14 protein-coding genes are annotated in these 23,180 nt (G+C 65.9%); 8 read left to right on the forward strand and 6 right to left on the reverse strand.

Annotated elements, in window-relative coordinates:
• Positions 1-159 precede the first annotated feature (159 nt).
• From AC07NK_RS09455 to AC07NK_RS09470, 4 genes are read left to right on the forward strand one after another with little or no spacing between them, the layout of a single operon-like run.
• Positions 160-3,033 (forward strand): TonB-dependent receptor, encoded by a 2,874-nt coding sequence (locus tag AC07NK_RS09455; protein WP_495170310.1) that lies wholly within the window; start codon positions 160-162, stop codon positions 3,031-3,033.
• A 27-nt stretch (positions 3,034-3,060) separates the two neighbouring features.
• The gene (locus AC07NK_RS09460; protein ID WP_495170311.1) at positions 3,061-4,611 is read left to right on the forward strand and encodes an AbgT family transporter; all 1,551 of its coding nucleotides are present in this window, start codon (positions 3,061-3,063) and stop codon (positions 4,609-4,611) included.
• Complete coding sequence (locus AC07NK_RS09465; protein WP_495170312.1) at positions 4,608-6,440, forward strand: CocE/NonD family hydrolase; 1,833 nt, start codon at positions 4,608-4,610, stop codon at positions 6,438-6,440. Before AC07NK_RS09460 ends, AC07NK_RS09465 begins: the two co-directional genes overlap by 4 nt.
• A 3-nt stretch (positions 6,441-6,443) precedes the next feature.
• Entirely contained in the window at positions 6,444-7,373 is a 930-nt protein-coding gene (locus AC07NK_RS09470) for a LysR family transcriptional regulator (protein WP_495170313.1), read from the forward strand.
• Here AC07NK_RS09470 and AC07NK_RS09475 read toward each other — a convergent pair whose 3' ends face one another.
• From AC07NK_RS09475 to AC07NK_RS09495, 5 genes are read right to left on the reverse strand one after another with little or no spacing between them, the layout of a single operon-like run.
• Positions 7,374-8,765, reverse strand: coding sequence for a heavy metal sensor histidine kinase (locus AC07NK_RS09475; RefSeq protein ID WP_495170314.1), 1,392 nt, complete (start codon positions 8,763-8,765; stop codon positions 7,374-7,376). It abuts the gene before it with no gap.
• Positions 8,765-9,448, reverse strand: a complete 684-nt coding sequence (locus AC07NK_RS09480; protein ID WP_495170315.1) for a heavy metal response regulator transcription factor — start codon at positions 9,446-9,448, stop codon at positions 8,765-8,767. Before AC07NK_RS09480 ends, AC07NK_RS09475 begins: the two co-directional genes overlap by 1 nt.
• Positions 9,445-10,833, reverse strand: coding sequence for an efflux transporter outer membrane subunit (locus AC07NK_RS09485; protein ID WP_495170316.1), 1,389 nt, complete (start codon positions 10,831-10,833; stop codon positions 9,445-9,447). Before AC07NK_RS09485 ends, AC07NK_RS09480 begins: the two co-directional genes overlap by 4 nt.
• Entirely contained in the window at positions 10,830-13,982 is a 3,153-nt protein-coding gene (locus tag AC07NK_RS09490) for an efflux RND transporter permease subunit (RefSeq protein ID WP_495170317.1), read from the reverse strand. Before AC07NK_RS09490 ends, AC07NK_RS09485 begins: the two co-directional genes overlap by 4 nt.
• Positions 13,979-15,157, reverse strand: a complete 1,179-nt coding sequence (locus AC07NK_RS09495) for an efflux RND transporter periplasmic adaptor subunit (RefSeq protein ID WP_495170318.1) — start codon at positions 15,155-15,157, stop codon at positions 13,979-13,981. The genes AC07NK_RS09490 and AC07NK_RS09495 overlap by 4 nt, the downstream gene beginning before the upstream one ends.
• A gap of 393 nt (positions 15,158-15,550) precedes the next feature.
• On the opposite strand from AC07NK_RS09495, the gene AC07NK_RS09500 reads away from it, so the two are divergent.
• Genes AC07NK_RS09500 through AC07NK_RS09510 form a run of 3 tightly spaced genes read left to right on the forward strand, consistent with a single transcriptional unit; the run spans position 15,551 to position 19,343 of the window.
• The gene (locus AC07NK_RS09500) at positions 15,551-18,748 is read left to right on the forward strand and encodes an intermembrane phospholipid transport YdbH family protein (RefSeq protein ID WP_495170319.1); all 3,198 of its coding nucleotides are present in this window, start codon (positions 15,551-15,553) and stop codon (positions 18,746-18,748) included.
• 26 nt (positions 18,749-18,774) lie between these two features.
• Positions 18,775-18,969 (forward strand): YnbE family lipoprotein, encoded by a 195-nt coding sequence (locus tag AC07NK_RS09505; RefSeq protein ID WP_495170320.1) that lies wholly within the window; start codon positions 18,775-18,777, stop codon positions 18,967-18,969.
• Positions 18,969-19,343 carry a YdbL family probable chaperone protein gene (locus AC07NK_RS09510; RefSeq protein WP_495170321.1) on the forward strand — a complete coding sequence of 125 codons (375 nt, stop codon included), beginning with the start codon at positions 18,969-18,971 and terminating at the stop codon, positions 19,341-19,343. Before AC07NK_RS09505 ends, AC07NK_RS09510 begins: the two co-directional genes overlap by 1 nt.
• 44 nt (positions 19,344-19,387) lie before the next feature.
• Here the strand turns inward: AC07NK_RS09510 and rtcR are convergent, their stop codons facing one another.
• Positions 19,388-20,986 carry an RNA repair transcriptional activator RtcR gene (gene rtcR / locus AC07NK_RS09515; protein WP_495170322.1) on the reverse strand — a complete coding sequence of 533 codons (1,599 nt, stop codon included), beginning with the start codon at positions 20,984-20,986 and terminating at the stop codon, positions 19,388-19,390.
• 270 nt (positions 20,987-21,256) lie between these two features.
• On the opposite strand from rtcR, the gene AC07NK_RS09520 reads away from it, so the two are divergent.
• Positions 21,257-22,807, forward strand: coding sequence for a vWA domain-containing protein (locus tag AC07NK_RS09520; protein ID WP_495170323.1), 1,551 nt, complete (start codon positions 21,257-21,259; stop codon positions 22,805-22,807).
• Positions 22,808-23,180: the final 373 nt, after the last annotated feature.

Raw genomic sequence — 23,180 nt, forward strand, 5'->3', positions numbered from 1 at the left:
CTGCCCATGGGTGCAACAGCGATATCGAATGGTGCGCGAGAACCGGCAACATCATACCATCCATGATATGTACCAATGATCCTGCGCCATCACGTTTCGCCGCTCCGACGGATTGATAGGCTTGTCCGCGAATCGAAAAAGAAAAGTTGGGGGAGAAGCATGATCGACCGGATTTCACAGGCCCGCCGCACGCGTACAGCCCTTGTCGGCGTCAGCCTGGCCGCGCTCGTGGCCGCTGTGCCGACCTTTGCCCAGCAGGCTGCCGATACGGCGGAAGAGGCTGAGGAACCCGCGATCGTCGTCACCGGATCGCGCATCCAGCGCACCGATGCCGCCAGCGTTGGCCCGGTGCTGACCCTGACCGCCGAGGATATCGCCAAGTCCGGTACCGCCTCACCGGGCGAGCTGCTGCAAAAGCTGCCCTCGGCCGGCGTCAGCCTCAACTCCAATGGCACGCAGGGCACGTCCTACGGCGCATCGTCCATTAATCTGCGTTACTTGGGCGGCGGCGAGGGCAGCGGCAATCGCGTGCTCGTGCTGGTCGACGGGCATCGCTGGGTCGATGCCGTCGGTCAGCGTGGCTTTCGCGACTTTGTAGACCTCAACACCATGCCGATGGGCATGATCGAGGGGATCGAGGTGCTGAAAGACGGCGCCTCGGCCATCTATGGCGCCGATGCGATCGCGGGCGTCATCAACATCAAGACCATCCAGCCGTTCAGCGGAATCCGGGCCAGTGGCCGCGTGGCGACCACGGACAAGGGCGATGGCGCGGAATATTCGGCGATCCTGAACCTCGGCCACAAGTTCGAGCGCGGTTCGGTGATCCTGTCGGCGAGCTATTTCAAGTCACAGCCGATCCGCACCGACGCACGCGCGCTGACCACTCAGACGCTGGTGCCGGTGACTGCGCCGGGCACCAGCCCGGCGGGCCTCTACATCCTGCCGGGTCTCGCCGGGAACGGCTATTTCGGCACGGCTGCGGGCTTTGGCGGAAGCGCGGCGCCGATCGCGCTCAACGGCGCCGATGCGCGCTACGGCACCGGCAACCTCGCGGACAACGCATTCCACGTCGCGTCGCTGCCGGGCGATGCGTACAACACCCAGGCGCAGGGCATCTATTCGGCCGGACCGTCCGAACGCTACGGCTTCTACGGCCGCTTCGCCTATGAAGTCGCCGACGGGGTCGAGTTCCATATTGACGGCCTGTACAACCGCCGCAAATCGAACCAACTCTTCTCGCCGGTCCTGCTCGACATCGGCGGTACCGCGGGCACGGTGCGCGGCTTCGCGATCCCCAACAGCCACGCCTTCAATCCGTTCGGCACCGGCAATGGCGTGCCCGTCGCCAATGCGCTGGGCTTCGCCGCCAACTCGGCGTTCCGCATCCGCAAGGTGATGAGCGAGGTCGGCAACCGCGACAACATGCAGGATGTCGAGACCTACCGGGTTGCCGCGGGGCTGGACGGCGAGTTCGGGCTGTTGGGCAATGTCTGGCGCTGGGATGTCTTCGGCAGCTATGCCCGCAACGCCATCGAGTCGACCGCGCAGAACGGCATCAACTACGACAATCTGTTCCTGGCGCTCGGCAATCCCGCGACATGCGCGGCGACCGCCGGGTGCGTGCCTGTCAACCTGTTCGGCCAGATGACGGCGGCACAGGCGAACTATATCCGCTTCACCACGCGCGAATCCAATCGCACCGAACTATGGAACGCCGGGGTCAACGCGACGGGCGACCTGTTCGCGCTTCCCGCCGGCAATGTCGCGCTCGCGGTCGGCTATGAATATCGCCGCAACAAGGGCGTCGACAATCCCGATCCGATCGCCAACGCCGCACCGACCTATCTCAACGCGGCGCTCTATGCGAAGACCACCGCGCAGACACGGACGCCGACCAGCGGCAGCTACGACCTCCACGAAGTCTATGGTGAGCTTTCGATCCCGCTGCTCAAGGATTCGCCGCTCGGTCAGGCGCTCGATCTCAGCCTCGCCGCGCGCTATTCCGACTATTCGACGGTCGGCGGCAAGGCGACGTTCAAGGCGGGGATGGGCTATCGCCCGATCGAACCGATCCTGATCCGCGGCACCTATGCCCAGGGCTTCCGCGCCCCGTCGATCCTCGAACTCTATCAGGGTGCGCGCGAGACGACCTTCCAGGGCACCGATCCCTGCAATGGCGGCGCGGCGGCAAACGCATCACGGCCCGGCTGTGCCGGCGTGCCGGCGGGCTATAATCAGGCGAACTACAACCTCAACGGCCTGATCCCCGGAGTCATCAGCGGCAACCGCACGTTGAAGCCCGAAACCTCGAACAGCATCAGCGCCGGCGTCGCGATCACCCCGATGCGCGGGCTTTCGCTGACCGTCGATTACTACAACATCAAGATCAAGGACGCGATCGCGGCCCAATCGGCGACTCAGATCCTGCAGCTGTGCGCGCAGCGCGCAGGCGTGTTCTGCGATCTGGTGCGGCGCGATGCCGGGACCGGCGCCGTGCTCAGCCTGTTGCAGGGATCGCAGAACCTTGCCTCGATCCTGACCGATGGCGTCGACGCGACGCTGCGCTATGACTTCAACAGCGGCATCGGCCGGCTCGGTGCGATGGTCGACGTCTCCTATCTCAGCCGCTTCCGTACCGACTCGCCGGACCCGGCGACCGGCGGGGTGATCGTCGATAATCGCGCGGGCAGGGGCGACCAGCCCCGCTCCACCTATCCGCGCTGGAAGGGCCAGGCCTCGCTGAGCTGGACCGGCGACGGTGCCGATGCGGTGCTGCGCGCCCGCTATATCGGCAAGACCACCGACGTCGCGAACGCGGTGAAGGACAGCTGGACCAAGGCGATTACCTATATCGACGCCGAGGTGAATTTCGACGTGCAGGACGGTGCCGCGCGCTTTGGCATCGGCGTCAACAACCTGTTCGACAAGATGCCGCCCGCTTCCTACGCCAACGCACCAATCAACTATGACATCTACACCTATGACGGACGCGGGCGCTTCCTCTACGCCCGTTTCTCGGTGAAGATGTAGGCCCGGCGCACGAACGGGGACGGGGCGATGGAAAGCGGGAAGATTGCCGGGCGGCGCAGCTGGCTCGACCGGATCGAGCGGCTGGGCAATATGTTGCCGGATCCGGCCTTCATCTTCCTTGGGCTGATCGGGCTGGTGATGCTGGTCTCGCTGTTCGGCGCGCAGGCCGGGTGGAGTGCGATCAACCCGTCCAGTGGCGCGCCGGTCGTGGTGGAGAGCCTGTTCTCCGCCGCGAACCTGCGCAAGCTGCTGGTCGAGATGCCGCAGACCTTCGCGAGCTTCCCCCCGCTCGGCTTCCTGTTGGTAGTGATGCTGGGCGCGGCGGTGGCGGAGCGCGCCGGACTGTTCGCTGCACTGATCGGTCGCTCTGCCCGCAACCTCCCGGTTCGCTACCTCACCCCCGCTACCTATTTCATTGGGCTGATGTCGCACCATGCCGGTGATGCGCCCTATGTCGTGCTGATCCCGCTGGCGGCGATCGTCTATGCCGAGGTCGGGCGCCATCCACTGATGGGGATCGCGGCCGCCTATGCCGGGATTTCGGGGGCTTTCGCGGGCAACCTGCTGCCCGGCCAGTTCGACGTGCTGATGCTGGGAATCACCCAGGCGGCGGCGCAGCTGCTTGAGCCTGGCTATCCGCTCAACCCACTCGGCAACTGGTGGTTCACCGCCGCCCTGGGACTCATCCTGCTGCCCGTCGTCTGGTTTGTCGGCGACCGGATCGTCGAACCGCGGCTGGCGCGGTGGCAGGCGACGCCGCCGGACGGGCTGGAACCCAATGCCGGCACGCTGAACGACGCGCAGCGGCGCGGGCTGCGGCATGCGGGGATCGCCGCGCTGGCGGTAGTCGCGCTGTTCGCGGCGCTGACCCTGTGGCCGGGCTTTCACCCGCTGCTCGATGACAAGGCGGCGGGCGGCGCTCGGCTCGCTCCCTTCTACGCGGCGCTGATCGCAGCGTTCTTCCTGCTCTTCCTCGGCGCGGGCTGGGCCTATGGCGCGGCGGCCGGCACGATCAAATCGCATCGCGACGTGGTGACGATGATGGCCGGAGGGATGCGCGATCTCGCCCCCTATCTCGTGATCGTCTTCTTCGCCGCGCATTTCGTGGCGATGTTCGGCTGGTCGAAGCTCGGGCCGGTGATGGCGATCGAAGGCGCGGAGACGTTGCGCGCGCTGGCCCTCCCGCTGCCGCTGATGCTGATCATGCTGTTGTTGCTCTCATCGATCTTCGACCTGCTGATCGGATCGGCCAGCGCCAAGTGGAGCGTGATGGCGCCGATCGCGGTGCCGCTGCTGATGCTGCTCGGCGTGTCGCCGGAAATGACCACCGCCGCCTATCGCATGGGCGATTCGATCTTCAACATCGTCACCCCGGTCGCGTCGAACTTCATGCTCGTGCTGATCATGTGCCAGCGCTGGGTGAAGGGGTTCGGCGTCGGATCGCTGATCGCGATGATGCTGCCCTTCTCCATCGCGATCGGCCTGACCGGGATGCTGCTCGTCGGCAGCTGGGTCACGCTCGAATTGCCGGTCGGTCCCGGCGCGCCTGCAGCGCATGTCGTCCCCGTCGCCCGATGATCACCGACCCTGTCATGATCGCCGATGCGATGGTGCCGATGCGCGACGGCGTGCATCTCGCCACTGATATCTACCTGCCTGAGGGCGCAGGACCGTTCCCGGTGCTGCTTGAGCGGACCCCCTATGGCAAGCGCGAGGCCAATCACGGCGACCGCACCGAGCAGGATCCCGAACCGCGTACCAAGCCGCAGGTCGCGCGCTGGTTCGCGCAGGCCGGCTATGCCTTCGTCCTGCAGGATTGCCGGGGCCGCTACGAGTCCGAGGGCGAGTTCACCAAATATCTGAACGAGGCGGAGGACGGTGCTGACACGCTCGCCTGGCTGCTCGATCAGCCCTGGTGCGACGGACGCATCGGCACGCTCGGCCTGTCCTATGGCGCGCATGTGCAAAGCGCGCTGGCGTGCCTCGACCCGCCTGGACTCAAGGCGATGTTCCTCGACTCCGGCGGCTTCTCCAGCGCCTATCATGGCGGTATCCGCCAGGGCGGGGCGTTCGAACTCAAGCAACTGACCTGGGCGCTCAAGCATGCGCTGCTCGCGCCTGAAACCGCCGCCGATCCGGTGCGGCGCGCGGCGCTTGAGGCGCAGGACATGCGCGAGTGGATCGGGCGGCGCTGGACGCGGGGCAACTCGCCGCTGGCCGCTGCGCCCGAATATGAATCCTATGTGCTCGAACAATGGGACCATGACCGGCTCGACGGCTTCTGGACGCGGCTTGGCCTCTATGCGCGCGGCTATTTCGACCGCTATGCCGATGTGCCGATGGTGCATATGTCCAGCTGGTACGATCCCTATTCGCAGACCGCGATCGAGAATTTCACCGGCCTGACCCCGATCAAGCGCGGACCGGTGAAGCTGGTGCTGGGTCCGTGGACGCATGGGCAGCGGTCGGTCCGCCATGCCGGCGACGTCGATTTCGGGCCGGAGGCGCCGCTCGACGGCCATATCGGCGGCGACTATTTCGCGCTGCGCCGCGACTGGTTCGATCGCCATATGCTTGGCCACGATGCACCCGAACATCTGCCCGCGCCCGTCCGGATCTTCGTGATGGGTGGGGGCAGCGGCCGGCGGACGGCGGAGGGGCGGCTCGACCATGGCGGTCTATGGCGCGACGAACAGGAATGGCCGATCGCGCGGACGGTGGAGACGAAGCTCTATCTGCACGGCGACGGTCGACTGGCGGCGGAGCTGCCGGACGCGGATGCTCGACCGCGACGCTATGACTTCGATCCCGCCCGGCCGGTGCCGACGATCGGCGGTGCGCTGGCATCAGGTGCGCCGCTGATGCATGCGGGCGCGTTCGACCAGCGCGAGGCGGCCGGCATGCTCGGCGGGGCCGTATCCGGCCGCGCGACTGCGGAACGCGACGACGTGCTCGTGTTCGAGACGGAGGCGCTGGCGCAGGATGTCGAGGTGACCGGCAGCGTCGTCGCGCATTTGCTGATCGAATCCTCGGCGGTCGATACCGATTTCACGATCAAGCTGGTCGACGTCTATCCGCCCTGCGCCGACTATCCGCAGGGCTATGCTATGAACCTGGCGCATGGCATTCTGCGCGCGCGCTTTCGCAATTCGTTCGAGCGCGCCGAACCGTTGGAGCCGGGCAAGGTCCATGAACTCGTCATCCCGGCCTTCCCGACCAGCAACCGCTTCGTCGCCGGGCACCGCATCCGGATCGAGGTGTCGAGCAGCAACTTCCCGCATTTCGACGTCAACCCCAACAGCGACTGGCGCGTCCCCGGCGCGCCTCCTCAGATCGCGCGCAACACCGTGCATGTCGCGCGCGAAGCCGCGTCATACATCCGCCTGCCGGTCGTCCCGATCGGCTGAGCGATGACTGTGACACCGGCGCGTCCGCATCAGGTATCTGCGCTCGGCGTGCGCACATTGACTGCCTTTGCCGAAGTGATGCGCACCGGATCGGCGACCGCGGCGGCGCGCAATCTCGGTACCACCCAGCCGGGGGTAAGCCGGATGCTGACGCAACTCGAGCGCACGATTGGCTTCGAGCTCTTCTATCGCGACCGGGGCAAGCTTGTGCCGACCAAGGACGGTCTGATGCTGGCGCGCGAGGTCGAGTTCGCGCTCGCAGGTCTGCAGCGCGTGAACAGCCTCGCCGCGGATATCGCCAGTTCAGCGACAGGCGAGCTTCGCGTCGTCGCACCGCCGAGCTTTGCCGAAGGATTGCTGCCCGAAATCGTCGCGAGCTTCCTCAAACTCTATCCCGGCGTCCGCTTCAGCCTGGATTCTCGCAGTACGGAAACTGCCAAGGCGATGATCGCCACGCGGATCGTCGATTGCGGTTTCATGAAGATGCCGGTGAACGACGATGAGCTTCATTGTGAGCCGCTGATTGCGAACGGAACCGTCGCGGTGTTCACCGGCGATCATCCGCTCGCAGCCCATTCCGAAGTGACTCCGGACTTGCTCAAGGGACAGCCGCTGATCCTGTTGGGATCTGGACGACATTGGCGCGCGCAGGTCGACCAGGTCTTTGCGACAAGCCGCCTGCGGCCTACCGTTGCGATCGAAACCCATACGCACGGTTCGGCCTGCGCGCTCGCCGCGCAAGGGGTGGGCATCGCGATCGTCAACGAGTTGCTGGCGCGCAGCTATCTGCGTCCGCCGCTTGTCTCGCGCCCGCTAGTGCCCACAATCCTGCACGAATACGCATTCGTCACGGCTGCACAGGGCCAGCCCGGGCGGCTAACAGAGGCGTTCCTTGAGCAGGCAAAACTGCTCCTCGCTTCGATACGGCATTAGTCAGGATATGGCCCCGGTCTCATTCAGGGGCCGATCGGTGCGGGACACGGTGAAGCCGATGCAGATGCGACCCGGTTCGTTTCGGGAAAACACCGATCCGCCGTGCATTCGTGCAACTGCTTTGACGATCGCCAGGCCGAAGCCATGGCTTTCGCCACTGTTGAAGCGTGCGGGATCAATCCGGTAGAAACGGTCGAAGATGCGGTCGAGGTGAACCGGATCGATCGCCGCGCCAGGGTTCGATACACCGATCGAGGCGGCGTCGCCCTCATAGCCGATCGTGACGGTGACCCGGCCCGGCGTTTCTCCATGCCGCACGGCATTATCGAGCAGGTTGGTCATCGCGCGTCCGAACAACGCCCGCTCGATCGGGACCTCGGCATCGCCGTCGATCTCCAGCGTGACGCCGGCTTCGTCGAACACCGGGGCCATGAATTCAGCACTCTTTCGCGTTTCCTCAGCGAGCGAACAGAGGCTCAAATTGGCAGCTACTTCGCCCTGATCGGCGCGGGCGAGGAAGAGCATGTCGTTGACGATGCGGCGCATCCGATCAAGTTCCTCGAGGTTGGACTGGAGCATCTCCTCAAGCTCGTTCGCCGGGCGGTTGCGCGATAGCGCGACCTGCGTGCCGCCGATCATGTTGGCGAGCGGGGTGCGCAACTCGTGCGCGACATCGGCGTTGAAGGTCGACAGACGTTGATAGCTGTCTTCCACGCGGTCGAGCGCATCGTTGAGCGAGAGCACCAGTCCCGACAGCTCGGCGGGCAGGGTCTCGGTCGGCAGGCGCTGCGCCAGAGTTTCGGCGCCGAGCAGCCGGGCATGCTCCGACAGGCGGTCGACGGGGGCGAGGCTGCGGCGCGCGATCCACCAGCCGAGCGCAGCGACAGCGGCAACGGCGAGGAGCGACATGACCGCGATGCCGATGGCGAGCCCCGTCTCGGTCTCGTCGACATATTTGCTGCGCGACGCGATGATCAGCCGAACGTCGGGCCGCTCGCCCGCCGCCGGGATGATGCGTGCAAGCGTCAGGTATTTCTGACCGGACAATATCGTCTTGTCGAAGCCGTCACGCGGCGCCTTCCACTGCGTGCCGGCCAATGCTTGCGGGCGGAGCGCGAAGCGAGGATCGGGGCTTTCGACGATGAAATAGAGGCTGCCGTCCGGCGGGGTGAAGTCCTCGAACTTGGCGACGATGAAGGGCCATTTGCGGGCATAGTGCAAATCCTGCACCATCCGATCGACGATCTGGAAGCGGGCACCCAGTTCCTCGCGCTTGTGGTGGCGCAACTGGTCCGACTGGAACGCGAACAGCGCGATGCCGGCGATCGTCGATACCGCCGTCACCGCCAGCCCGAACATCAGCGCAAGCCGCCCGGCGATCGAACGCGGCATCATGCGGCCACCTCGTCGCGCGGTTCGAGCACATAGCCCATGCCGCGCACGGTATGAAGCAGCTTGTCCTCGCCCGGTGAGTCCAGCTTGGCGCGAAGCCGTTTGATTGCGACTTCGACGACATTGGTGTTGGTATCGAAATTAATGTCCCAGACGAGTTCGGTGATGACCGTCTTGGATACGATCTGCGAGCGCCGCCGCGCCAGCAGCGCTAGCAATGCGAATTCCTTTGCTGTGAGGTTCAGCCGCCGCCGTCCGCGGGTCGCACGTCGGGCGATCAGGTCGACATGGAGGTCGGCGACGCGAACCTGTGTCATCTCCTGACCGCGGCCCCGGCGCAGGATCGCCTGCAAGCGCGCCAGCAGCTCGAGGAACGAGAAGGGCTTGACCAGATAGTCGTCGGCGCCCGCGCCAAGCCCGCGCAGCCGGTCGTCGACCGTATCCCGCGCGGTGAGCATGATGACGGGTGTGTCGCGTTCAGCGCGCAGCGCCGCGAGCAACGATATGCCGTCGAGCCTGGGCAGCATCACATCCAGCACGATCGCGTCATAGTCACCGGTGGACGCGAGGTGCAGACCGTCCTCGCCATCGGTCGCATAGTCGACGGCGTAGCCCTGTTCCGCGAGCCCGCGGCGCAGATAGTGGATGGTCTTGGTTTCGTCCTCGACGATCAGAATCTTCACTGTCCCGCGCCACCGCCTCCGCTTGCCACCGCGGGCGCCACGCCCATCTGTCGGTGGAGCGAGACCAGCCGCGCCGACACGTCCGCCAGCGCCCGAGCATGATCCCGCTCCGCCTGATAGACGGTTCGCGCCGCGTCGAGAACCTCGAGCTGTGATAGTGTGCCTTCACGATACTGGAGCTGCGACAGCTCCGCGGCGCGCCGCGCCGCCGCCATCGCCCGGCCAAGCTCACGCTCGCGCACCTGGCCCTGAAGATAGGAGACGATTCCGGTCTGCGTTTCCTGCAACGCGCCGCGCACGACGCGCTCATAGTCCAGCCCGGCCTGACGCAGCTGCGAATCCGCCGCATCGAGTTCTGCGCGCCGCCGCCCAAAGTCGAGCACAGGCAGCACCAGCGCTGCCGCGACCGAAGCGATGCTGGTCCCGCCGTCGAGAAGACCGCCAATCCCGCCTGCATCGAGGCCGATCAGCCCCGACAGCGACAGCGAGGGCAGGCGAAGCCCGGCGGTGCCGTCGCGCCGCGCCGCCGCCGCCGCATAGCGCGCTTCGACCGCACGGATATCCGGCCGCGTGGCGAGGACGTCGGCGGGCGAGCGCAGCACGGCGAGCGGATCGGCGGCGGGGATCGCACCACCATTGGTCAACCGCGCAGTCATCTCCTCCGGCGTCGCCGACAGCAGATAGGCGAGGCGGAAACGATCCGCATCCGCCGCCTCGCTCGCCACGGCATGCTCCGAGCGGGTCTGTGAAACCAGCGCCGCTGCCCGCTCGACATCGAGCGCGCTGGCCATGCCGAACTCGAACCGGTCGCGTGTGATGCGCAGCGTTTCCTCCTGCGCCGCAACGGTTCGCGTCGTCAGCGCGATCAGCGAATTTTGCAGGCGATAATCGATATAGGCGCGGGCGATCTCCTCGATCAGCAGCAGCCGCACCGCCTCGGCATCGGCGGCGGTGGCGCCGGTGTCCGCGCGCGCCGCACGCACGGCTGCGGACAGGCGTCCGCCGATATCGGGCTCCCAACTCGCACCAAGCCCTATGCTGGCGGAATCGTTGGTGGCGCGGCGAGCCGAGGTGCTCCGCGCCTCCGCGGTGATCTCGGGAAACAACCCGGCGGTGGCGGCGCGGCGCAGCGCGTGTGAGGCGATGACACGCTCTGCCGCGATGCGGAGATCGACATTATGTTGCTGTCCGCTGTCGATCAGGCCGTCGAGCACGGCATCGTTGAAGCTCGACCACCACGCGCCGGGTATCTCGCCAGTCGGCATCGGGGTTGCCGCCTCCCAGCGCGCAGGCACGCTGCCGGGAACAGGGGGTGCGGCGGGCGTATGCGCGCAACCGGCGAGAATCGCGAGAAGGGGAAGGGGGAGGAGATGCATCCTGTTCATGCCATGGCGCCTTCGAGCATGGTCTTGAGGCGAGGCGTCCGTGCGGGGCGTACCCGGTGGAAGAGACGGTCGAGCGCCAGATAGACGACGGGGGTGGAAAAGAGGGTGAGGACCTGGCTGATGACCAGCCCGCCGACCACTGCGACACCAAGCGGCTGTCGCAGCTCCGCGCCCGTGCCGAAGGCGAGCATCAGCGGGATCGCGGCAAGCAGCGCAGCGATCGTCGTCATGATGATCGGGCGGAAGCGGGTGATCGCGGCCTCGTAAATTGCCGCTTCCGGCGAGAGTCCGCGGGTCCGCTGGGCATCGAGCGCGAAGTCGACCATCAGGATGCCGTTCTTCTTGACGATGCCGATCAGCAGGATGACGCCGATCAGCGCCATGATCGAGAAGTCGAGGCCGAACAGCCACAGCATCAGCACCGCACCGAGACCGGCCGACGGCAAGGTCGACAGAATGGTGAGCGGGGTCGAGAAGCTCTCGTAGAGGATGCCGAGAATGATGTAGACCGCGATCAGCGCGGCGAGGATCAGCAGCGGCTGGGTCGCGAGCGAATCCTGGAAGGCCTGCGCCGAACCCTGCGCCGTGCCGGTGACCGTCGGCGGTAAGCCGATCTCCTGCCGGATGCGCTCGATCCCGGCCATTGCGTCGCCGAGCGCTACGCCCTCAGGCAGGTTGAAGCTGATATTGGCCGCGGGCGACAGCCCGTGACGTCCGATCGAGAGCGGTCCGGCGCGCTGCGTATCGATCCGCGCGACCGCTGAGAGCGGCACCATCGCGTTGGTCACCGGTGAGCGCAGGAACATCGTGTCGAGGCTGGCGACCCGGGCGTAGCGCGCGGGATCGGCCTCCAGCACCACGCGATACTGGTTCGCCTGGGTCTGGAACTCGCTGATCTGGCGCTGGCCGAAACTGTCGTAGAATGCCTGATCGATAGCATCGACGCTGAGCCCATAGCGCGCGGCGGCGGCACGATCGATCGTGATCCCCTGCATCCGCGCGCCGAGTTGAACGTCGTTGCGCACGTCGCGGAACAGCGGCGACTGGGACATGGCCTGAGTCATCTGCGTCGTCCAGCGCGCCATCTCGCGCGTGTCGGTCGATTTGAGCACATAGGAATATTGCCCCGCGCCGCCACCCGCGCCGATGTTGATGTCCTGCGCCGAGCGCAACGACACCGTGATTCCCGGGATGCGCGCGAGCTGCGGGCGCAGACGTGCGATCAGGCCCTCGGACGAGACGTCGCGGTCGCCGCGATCCTTGAGCACGATCCATACCCGGCCATTGGCGAGCGACTGGCTGCCGCCGGTCGTCCCGATCGCGTGGTTGAACTGCTCCACCGCCGGATCCTTTGCGATGATCGCGGCGATTGCCTCATGCTTGGCGCGCATGTCCGCGTAAGAGATATCCTCGGCCGCGACTGTCTGTCCGAAGACGAAGGCGGTGTCCTGAAGCGGGAAGAACCCCTTGGGGATATAGGCATAGCTTGCGCCCGCCGCGGCGATCGTCGCCGCGAAGCCGAGCAGGGTCAGCTTCTGGTGGGCCAGCGTCCAGTTGAGTGCCCGGCCATAGGCGTCGATCAGCCGATCGGTGAAGTGCCGCTTGCCGCCCGCGTCGATGTGCTTTGGCGTCTTGAGGTAGCGCGCGCACAGCATCGGCGCGAGCGTAAGTGAGGCGACCACCGAGATCAGCAGCGAAATCGTGACCGTCAGCGAGAATTCGCGGAACAGCCGGCCGATGATCCCGTCCATGAACAGCAGCGGGATGAAGGCGGCGATGAGCGAGAAGGTGATCGATATCACCGTGAAGCCGATCTCGCGCGCGCCCTCGATCGCGGCCTGCATCGCCGTCTTGCCCATCTCCATATGGCGATGGATGTTCTCGACCACGACGATCGCATCGTCGACGACGAAGCCCACCGCGATGACCAGCGCCACCAGCGTCAGATTGTTGAGGCTGAAGCCGAGCAGGTACATCGCCGCGAAGGTCGCAATCACCGAGACGCCGAGCACTGCGGCGACGACCAGTGTCGCGGACACCTGCCGCAGGAACAGCCCCATGACCAGCACGACCAGCGCGAGGGTGATGACAAGCGTCAGCTGGACCTCGTGGAGCGAAGAGCGGATCGTGCGCGTGCGATCGTTGAGCACCGAGACATCTACGCTGGCGGGCAGCGACGCGGTCAGGCGCGGCAGCGCTTCCTGGATCGCGTCGGCGATGCGCACGACGTTGGCGCCGGGCTGGCGCAGGATGATGATGCCGAGCCCGGGCTTGCCGTTAGGGAAGGCGCCGACATAGCTGTTCTCCGCGCCGACGCTGACCTCGGCCACATCCTGTAGCCGGATCGGCGCGCCGTCGCGCCACGCCACGACGACCTGATTGTAGTCGGCGGGGGTGAAGAGCTGGTCGTTGGCTTCGAACGTCGCCACCGTATCGCGCCCGAACACCGCGCCCTTGGCGAGGTTGACGTTCGAACCCTGCACCGCCTGCCGGATATCGGCCATGCTGACGCCATAGGCGGCGAGCCGGTCGGGCTGAGCACGGACGCGGATCGAGGGTTTGTTCTGTCCGGCGATGAAGACCTGCGCGACGCCGTCGATCTGGCTGATCTGGCGCGCGAGCTGGTTGTCGATCAGGTCGCTGAGCTCGGTCAGCGGCATTTCGTCGGAGGTGGCGCTGAGCACCAGCACCGGGCTGTCGGTCGGGTTGACCTTGCGCCAGGTGGGCAGGTTGGGAAGGTCGCCCGGCAGGCGCCCGGCGACACTGTTGATCGCCGCCTGAACCTCCTGCGCCGCCGCGTCGATATCGCGTGTGAGGGTGAACTGGAGCGTGATGCTGGTCTGGCCGAGTCCGCTTGTGGAGGTCATCTCGGTCACGCCGGGGATGCCGGTGAACGCCACTTCCAGCGGGGTGGCCACCGACGAAGCCATGGTCTCGGGGCTGGCGCCGGGCAGGCCGGCGCTGACCTGGATCGTCGGGAAGTCGGCTTCGGGCAGCGGCGCGACCGCAAGGTTGAAGAAGGCGAACAGGCCGAGCAGCGACGCCGCCAGCGTCATCAGCACGGTGGCGACCGGGTGATGGATGAACCAGGTGGCGACGCCGCGCCGCGCCGGTGCGTCGTCCGCAGCGGGGAGGGATGCATCGCTCATTGGCCACCCCCGGCGGCCGCGCCGGTGGGGGCTCCAGCGGCGGCGATGGTGACCTTTGCCCCGTCGCGCAGGCGCGAGAAGCCGTCGCGCACGATGACGTTGCCCGGCGCGATCCCGCGCGTGACCACGGCGACTTCGTCATTGGTGTAGCCGAGCGTGACGGGGACGCGCCGGGCCGTACCGTTGGTCACGCGATAGACGAAATGTCCGTCGACGCCGGGGCGGACGGCGACCGCGGGCAGCACCACCGCGCCCGGCGTCAGGCCGGTGCGCATCCGCACGGCGACGAAAGCACCGGGGGCGAGCTGCTCGGCGGCGTTGGCGAATTGCGCGCGCACGCGCCCGGTGCCGGTGCGGGGATCGAACGCATTGTCGAAGGCGGTGATGCGGCCGGTGCCGAGCAGGGCATTGCCGTCGCTGTCAAAGGCTTCGACCGATGCGCCCTGCGTGTCGCGTGCGCTCGTCCGCAGGCCGGCGAGGCGGGACTGTGGAACCGGGAAGACGATCGAGATCGGGTCGACCTGCGCGACCGAGACGATGCCGTCGGTGTCGCCGGTGCGGACGAGGTTGCCGGCATCGACGCGGCGGATGCCAACGCGGCCGCTCACCGGCGAGACGATGCGGGTGTAGGAGAGGTTGACACGCGCAGTGTCGACATTGGCGCTGTCGAGGCGGACGGTCGCGCGCAGCTGATCGGTCTGGGCGCGCTGCTGGTCGACCATCTGCTGCGAGATCGCGTTGCGCGCGACAAGGCTCTGGTAGCGCGCCAGATCGAGCTCGGCGGCGCGCAGCTGCGCCGCATCGCGCGCGAGCTGTGCCTGCGCGGCTTCCAGCGCGGCGCGCTGCGGGCGGTCGTCGATCGTGGCGAGCAGCTGGCCGCGGCGGACGAGATCGCCCTCGGCGAAATGCAGTCGGGTGAGGACGCCATCGACCTGGGAACGGACCATCACCTCCTGGAGCGATTCGACCGTGCCGACCGCCTCGATCACATGGGGCACGTCACGCTGTGCGGCGGCGATGGTGCGGACCGGCACCGGCGGTTGCGCTGCAGGTTGCTGTTGGGTCTGTCCGGTCGTCGAATAGGCGAGGGCGGCGAGGGCGAGCAGGCCCGTGCCTCCGATCAGAAGGGCGGGTTTGCGGCGCGCGCGCTGCAGCAGCGATGCTGTGTCGGTCATTCCGCACCGCTAGATGCGCATGCGGGTCGTTACGCTGACGTCAATATGACAATTCTGTCAGCGAAGCATTGAATGGCGGGGGCTACGTGAAGTTCGCCAGCTGGCGGCAATGTTCGGTCGCTTAAGGACCGGCGTCGGGCTGCAACCCGCTACGACCAATGCCCAACCGCTTCCTTTCCGCCTTCGCACTCGCCGCGACCGTCATCTTCCGGCTATGATCAATGAGTCATGACCCTGAGGCGCCACTATCATACCTCAAGGCAACCCTTGCTCGGATAGATTGTGGAGAAGGCGAGTTGCTGGAGAATGGACATTTCCCGAGCGGCGAATGGCGGCTGACGCTCCTCTACCTCTTGCCCCTGAAGGAACCTTTGCTGGATAGAGAGGCTCTGGATGTTTGCGGTGCTGCAATCACAGCGGCGCTTGCTGGCTGGAGCGCGCGTGGGTCGTAGCGAAGAAGAGGCGAGTGTCGGAAACGAGCTGGCAATTGCTCCACGTCCAGCACGGCGCTGGCGTCGTGCGGTCGTCGGCGTGCTGGTGCTTGCGGCCGTGGTTGCTGGAACCGCATGGCTGCAGCGGCGGACGATCGCACTCAGCTTCATCGACAGCGAACTGGCCAGACGCGGCGTTTCAGCGCGATACGAGATCGAGCAGCTGTCGCCTTGGCGGCAACGGCTGATCAACGTGTCGATCGGCGATCCGGGCGATCCGGATCTCGTCGCGGACTGGGTTGAGCTTCGTACGTCTCTTTCTCCGTGGCACGCCGAAGTGCTGGTGGCGAAGGCGGGCAAGGTGCGGGCAAAGGGTCGGATCGTAGATGGTGCGCTTTCGATGGGGTCGCTGGACCGGCTGTTGCCGCCATCGTCGGGCAAGCCGTTCGCACTGCCGCGCATGATCGTCGATGTCGCCGACGCACAACTCCGTCTCGACAGTGGTGCGGGTCTGGTCGTGCTCGGCCTGAGCGGCAAGGGGATGCTGGCCGACGGCTTCACCGGTACGCTGCGCGCCCGCTCCACCCGCCTCGACCTCGCGGATTGCGCTTTGGAGGATTTGGCGGCCAGGATGCAGGTACGCATCAAGGGCGGGGCACCGCGTCTTGATGGTCCGGTCCACGCGGCCCGGATCGACTGCGCGGATACGCGCGCGACGCAAGCCCGCATCCTGGTTCGGGCTGCCCTGGAAGCATCGCTGGCACGCTGGGAAGGCAGGGCGGGCCTTGATGTGGCGACCATCGACTCGCTTTTCGGTCGGTTGAACCGGCTGAGTGGCAACGTGGACTTCCGTGGGGACCATCATCGTACGAGAGGCAGCGTTGCGCTCCGTTCAGGGGCGCTCGCTGTCAGGGAGTTCAACGCGAATTCCGCGACGATATCCGGCCGATATGTGTTCGGAGAACCGACTGGATTTCAGGGCAAAGCCGCCGTGCAAGGGGCGACATTGCCACAGTCGATGCTCGGTCGCGTCGCGGCCTTTGACGATGCGGGTCAAGGTACGCCGGTTGCGCCGCTGGTCCGCCAGCTCATCCGCGCCGTCGGTGAGACCGGCCGCGGCTTTGGCGGTTCCGCCAGTCTCGCGTTCACGCTGGGGGCTGACCGGACTGCATTCCGCCTGCAGCAATTGGAGCTTGCTGCAAGATCGGGCGCGCGATTGCGTTTCGGAAGGGGCACGGGGCTGGGACTCGACCTGCGCAACGGCGGACTCGATCTCGCGGGTCAGCTCTCGCTCGCCGGCGGCGGGCTGCCGGATGCGACCGTTTGGCTGTCACGCCGGCCGGGGAGTGACGAACTGCGCGGCACCGGCGTCGTCCGGCCCTACACGGCTGGCGCGGCGCGGCTCGAACTCACCGGCCTGGATTTCAGTTTGCGTGGCAGGGCCGGCGAAGTGCGGACCGGAATGATCCTGTCGGGACCGCTGAACGATGGACGCGTCGACGGGATGTCGATGCCGCTTCTGGTGCGTTGGGATGCCCGGAATCTCGAGGTGAACCCGCGATGCAGCACGATCGGTTTCTCGCGCATCGCCATGGCCAACGCTGCCCTGGACGGCGATCGCCTTCAACTGTGCCCGCTTGGGCCGGCAATGGCCCGATGGAGTCCGAAGGGCCTTGTGGGTGGCGTTCGCGTCTTGAAGCCGGATTTGAAGGGCAGGGTGGGCGAGAATCCATTGCGGCTTTCAGCGGACGCGGCGCAGCTCGATCTGGCGGCCAGCCGTTTCACGATTGCCAAGGCGGCGGTGCGCCTGGGTGCCGATCAGCCGACACGTCTCGATATCGGGCAGTTGAACGGCGGCTTCCGCGCGGGCCTGAGCGGGGATTTCGATGAGCTCAGCGGCCAGATCGGTTCGGTGCCGCTGCTCATCTCCGATGGCAAGGGGAGCTGGCAGGTCGAGCGGGGTGATCTCCTGCTCCGGGGCGGCTTCACCCTCGCGGACGCGGGGACACCCGCTCGCTTCGAGCGCTTGACGGCTCCGGCCGGAACCTTGCGGCTGAGCGATGGCAAGATCAGCGCGCAAGCCGCGTTCGTCAGCCCCAGGCGACAGCTATCCGTGGGAATGGCGAAGGTCGCGCACGATCTGGGGCGGGGGGAGGGGCAGGCGCTGCTCGAGGTGCCCGGTATCCGCTTCCATACGGATGGCCTTCAGCCCAGCGATCTCACGGCGCTCACTTATGGCGTGATCGCCGATGTGGACGGCCTCATTGCCGGGACCGGCCGGATCGACTGGGCCGGCGACACGGTGACGAGTACCGGCCACTTTACCGCGACAAATGTCAGTCTGGCGGCGGTATTCGGACAAGTACAGGGGCTGACGACGCAACTCGATTTCGCCGATCTGCTCAACATGCGAACCGCGCCGGGGCAGGGGGCCAGTGTGGGCGAGATCAATCCCGGTGTTCCGGTTCGCGACGGTGCACTGCGCTATCGGCTGCTCGACAGCCGCCGCGTGGAGGTGGAGGGAGGGCGCTGGCCCTTTGCCGGCGGCGAACTCGTTCTGGATCCGACAGTCCTTGATTTCGACGAGGCGCGTGAACGGCGGCTGACCTTTCACGTGAAGGGCGTCGACGCGGCGCTGTTCCTCAAGGAAATGGCCTTCGACAATCTGGATGCCACAGGCACGTTCGACGGCACCCTTCCGATGATCTTCGATGCGAAGGGAGGCAGGATCGAAGGCGGTGAGCTTCGCGCGCGCGCGGGTGGTCGTATCGCCTATGTCGGCGAGATATCACGGCAGGACGTCGGCTTCTGGGGCAATATGGCGTTTCAGGCGCTGAAGTCGCTGAACTACCGGAACCTCACGCTCCGGATGAGCGGCCCGCTCGCCGGCGAGATGATCACCGATGTCAGCTTCTCCGGCGTGAGCCAGGGCGATGGTACCAAGTCCAACTTCCTGATCCGCAGGTTGGCGCGCCTGCCCTTCGTATTCAACGTCCGGATTAGCGCGCCCTTTCGCCAGCTGCTTGATTCGGTCCAGTCCTGGTACGATCCCAGCCGCCTGATCGAGCGTAACCTGCCGTCGTTGATTGAGGAACAGAAACGTGCACAGGAGGCCGCCAAGCCCGCCGTTCAGCCCCGCGAAAGCGCTCCTGTCCCATGAAAGGCAAATATATGCAGCTACGAAGCATGACACAGGTGTTGCCGCGATGGCTTGGGTATCTTGGGATCGCGCCGGTGATCGCCTCGGGTGGTTGTGTCAACGTCACCGCCCCCGACAAGCCGATCGTCATCAACCTCAACATTTCGATTACTCAGGAAGTGGTCTATCGTCTCGACAACAAGGCGAAGGCCATCATTCAGGACAATCCGGGGATATTCTGATGCGCAATTTGCTTTCCACATTCGGCCTGGCGGCGCTTGCGGTCGCCACGATCGTTCCCGCCTCCGCTCAGCGGGATCCGGCCTATCAGGCGGCCCGGCAGGGCGGGCTGGTCGGTGAGCAGCCTGACGGCTATCTGGGCATCGTCGGCGCCGCGACGCCCGAGCTTCAGGCGATCGTGAACAACATCAACATCCAGCGTAAGCGCCAATATACCCAGCAGGCTGCGGCCAGTTCGACGGTCGAGCAGATGGCGTTCGTCACTGGCTGCAACCTGATTTCCCGTACCGTGCCGGGCGAGAAATATCGCGCGCCTGACGGTCGCTGGCTGACGCGAGGCAGCGATGCGCCGGTGAGGGATCCCCGCTGCCTCTGACCGGCCCCGCCGAGATCCCAAAAGCAGACGTTCCCAGACCGGACTCAACGGGATTGCAGGGTTGCCCAATCCAGCCCGAAACGTGCCAGATACTTGCGCAGCCGGTCGGCATCATTGGTGGTGCTGCGGCGCGCGCGCGAGACTGCAAAAAGGGCGCGGCCGGCTTCCGATAGCGAACGGCTCCTCTGGCAAACCCGGACCGTTTCGGCGAGCTGCACACGGTCGATGAGGTCGATCTCTCCAAGCGCTTCGGGCGTCAGGATCTCGGCCAATATGCCGGAAACCTCGTCGCGCTTGCCGGACCAGAGGCGTTTGAGCCGCTGGATCTCTGCATCGGTGCACATCAGGTCGATACGCCCTTTGGGGCTCAGGGTGGCCATGCGGGTCACGCTCGCCGCGAGGTCGCGAAAATTGCCCGGCCACGAGGCATCCGGCCCCGTCGCGAAGGCGAGATAGCGCTGCCGCGCTTCCTTGTTGAAGCTGGCGCGGTCGCCTTCGCGCTCGGCGAAGCGGTCGAGCTCATAGTCCAGATTGGGCTCGATATCCTCCCGGCGCTCGGCCAGGCCGGGCAGCTCGAACGTCCAGAGGTTGAGTCGGGCGAATAGGTCATCGCGGAACGCCCCCGCCGCCACAGCCGCGCCCAGATCTCGGTTGGTGCCGGCAATGAGCTGGAATTCGGAACCGGATTCCTTGTCCGCGCCGACCGGCAAGAACCGCTTGTCCTCAATCGCTCGCAGAATCATCGCCTGCTCGTCGAGCCCGAGCTCGCCGATCTCATCGAGGAACAGCATCCCCTTGTCGGCGGCGCGGAGCAGGCCGGGTCGATCGGCGACCGCGCCGGTGAACGCACCCTTGCGATGCCCAAACAGGGCCGACATCGCGCCATCGCCCTTCAGCGTCGCGCAATTCACTTCGACAAAGGGACCGGCGATCTGGTGCTTGAGATGTCTAAGTTCATAGATGCGTCGTGCAAGCTGGCTCTTGCCCGCGCCCGTGGGACCCATCAGCAGGATCGGAGCCTTGGAGCGCAGCGCGACGTGCTCGATCTCGTCGATCATCCGGTTGAAGTCGGGATTCCGGGTTTCGATACCTGACTTGAGGAACGAGGTGCTCTCGACGCTCGCGGCGGCGAAGCGGGTGGCGATGCTGTCGTAGCGCGACAGGTCGAGATCGATGCTAGTCCAGCGACCCGGTGCCGCGCCGCTCTCGAGCTTGGCCGCGGGCTGGGTCTGGAGCAGCCGTCCGGGCAGATAGCGCGCCTCGGTCAGCAGAAAGAGGCAGATCTGCGCAACGTGCGTGCCGGTGGTAATGTGGATCAGATAGTCCTCGGCCTCCGGATCGAAGGGGTAACCGCGCACAAAATCGAGCAGCTTGCCGTAAACCTCCTCGAAATCCCACGCGTCGTTGAATTCGATCACCTGCGGCTCGACCCGCGTTTCGGGCGAAACCGCGGCAATATCCTCCGCAATATAGTCCGCCAGTCGGCTGTGCTTGCTGCCGTGAAGCAGCACGAAACGGTCGACGCGCAGATCTTCATGCATCGTCAGTGCCACCGATGGGCGCCACTTGCTCCAGCGCGACGGGCCGAACTTGCTTGCATCCAGCGTCGAGCCGAGGAAGCCGATGACGACGAGCGGTTTCATGCCATCCCTATACAAATGTATAAACTTATATCGCAAGTAATAGGATTGTGCGTTGCCTCGAAATATCGGCGATGTGGTGCCCGGGCTCGCCAAGTAAATAAAATCACTATAAATCAATATTTTGAATAGAGTATTCAGACCGGTTTAAAAAACTGGCACGCAGCCTGCAATTCCAATCCCGTCGGCATCGTCGCCGACAGCACAAAGGCAGGGGCGGCCGGAATGGGCCGGCCGCCCCGGAACCTGCGGCGGAATTGAAAGGGACGTGTCATGGCCAACAAGGGCCTCTTCGCCTCTGCGATCGCGAAGCTCCTGCCGGCGGTAAACACCGTCAACCGGGAGGGTGCGCCCGCTTATGCCTATGGTCCGGAGGCGCTGCTTGCGCAGCTTGCCGCTACCGGCACGCTCGGCGACGCCTATTACGCGACGGCCGAGGAGCAGCTCGAGCAGACGCTCGACGCGCTTGCCGCGGTCGATCCCCTCTATGCGGCGCAGGTTGCGGTCTATGCCCGCAAGTCGGGCGCGATGAAGGACATGCCGGCGCTGATCGCCGCATGGCTGACGGTCGCCGATCCGGACCTGTCGGTCCGCGTCTTCGGGCGCGTGATCGACAATGGCCGGATGCTGCGCAATTTCGTGCAGATCCTGCGCTCGGGTCAGGTCGGGCGCACCTCGCTCGGTTCGCGTCCTAAGCGGCTGGTCCAGAGCTGGCTGGAGCAGGCGTCGATGCGCGACCTGATGGCGGCCGCGACGGGCAACTCGCCTTCGCTCGCCGACATCGTGCGGATGGTGCACCCCAAGCCCGCGGATGCGGAGCGGCGTGCCTTCTATGGCTGGCTGATCGGCAAGCCGTACGATGTAGCCGCTTTGCCGGCCGAGATCGCCGCGTTCGAGACATGGAAGCGCAACCCGCGCGGGATCGCGCTGCCGCCGGTGCCGTTCGAATGGCTGACCGCCTTTCCGCTGCGCGATGTGCAGTGGGGGGACCTGGCCGGGCGGATGGGCTGGCAGGCGCTGCGGATCAACCTCAACACGCTGGCGCGCAATGGCGCGTTCGGAGTGAAGGGGGTGAGCGAAGCGGTCGCCGCACGGCTCGCCGATCCGGAGGCACTCACCAAGGCACGAGTCCTGCCCTACCAGTTGCTGGTGGCGCTGAACTCGGTCGGCGAGGGCGTGCCCCTCAAGGTCCAGGCCGCGCTCGAGGATGCACTGGAAACGTCGCTTCGCAACGTTCCGGCGATCCGCGGAAACGTGGTCGTGTGCCCCGACGTATCGGGGTCGATGAGCTCGCCGGTCACCGGCGTCCGCACGGGCGCCACGACCAAGGTGCGCTGCATCGACATCGCGGCTCTGGTCGCGTCGGCGATGTTGCGGACCAACGCGCGGGCGCGCGTGCTGCCGTTCGAACGGCACGTCGTGCGCCTGAACCTTGATCCGCGTGCCCGCCTCGCTGTCAATGCGGCAAAGCTGGCGGCGATCGGGGGCGGCGGGACGAATGTGTCGGCACCGCTGGCGCAGCTCGTTTCGGAGAACGCGGTGGTCGACCTGGTGGTGATCGTATCGGACAATGAGTCGTGGGTGGATGCAAACCGCCGCGGCGCGACCGAGACGATGCGCCAATGGGACAAGATCAAGCGGCGCAACCCGGGCGCGAAGCTCGTGTGCATCGATATCCAGCCCTACGGGACCACCCAGGCCACCGGGCGGGCTGACATTCTCAATGTCGGGGGCTTCTCCGACGCGGTGTTCGACACCGTCGCACGTTTTGCCCGTGGCGAGACGCGCGACTGGGTGAGCATCGTCAAGCAAGTGGAGGTTTGAAAAACGGCCGTGGCGAATGCTGGTGGGACTACATCCACCACGATAGTCCGGAGAGTAAAGCGCCCAGGATCGCTGCAAGGCACCAGGGAGACGCGGGTTCAAATCCCGTCCGTTGGAGGTAGCTTAAGGACGCATCGTCTCACCAACTCTCGTCGCCACGGCCGACGAATTTTCTCCGGCGAATGCCGGCGGGACTACATTGTGGATCTCAGGGTCGCCGGTTCGAATCCGGTCGGGCTTCGGCCCGTAGCTCAGCGGTTAGAGCATGAGGAATGTCTCGCCACCCACTCGTCGCCGGAACCAGCAACACCGGGCGAATGCCGGTTGGACTACATGGTGTCGCGGGTTCGAATCCCGCCCTGCGCAAGCGGGT

The organism is Sphingomonas sp. GW821-FHT09B04 (genome assembly GCF_059418285.1).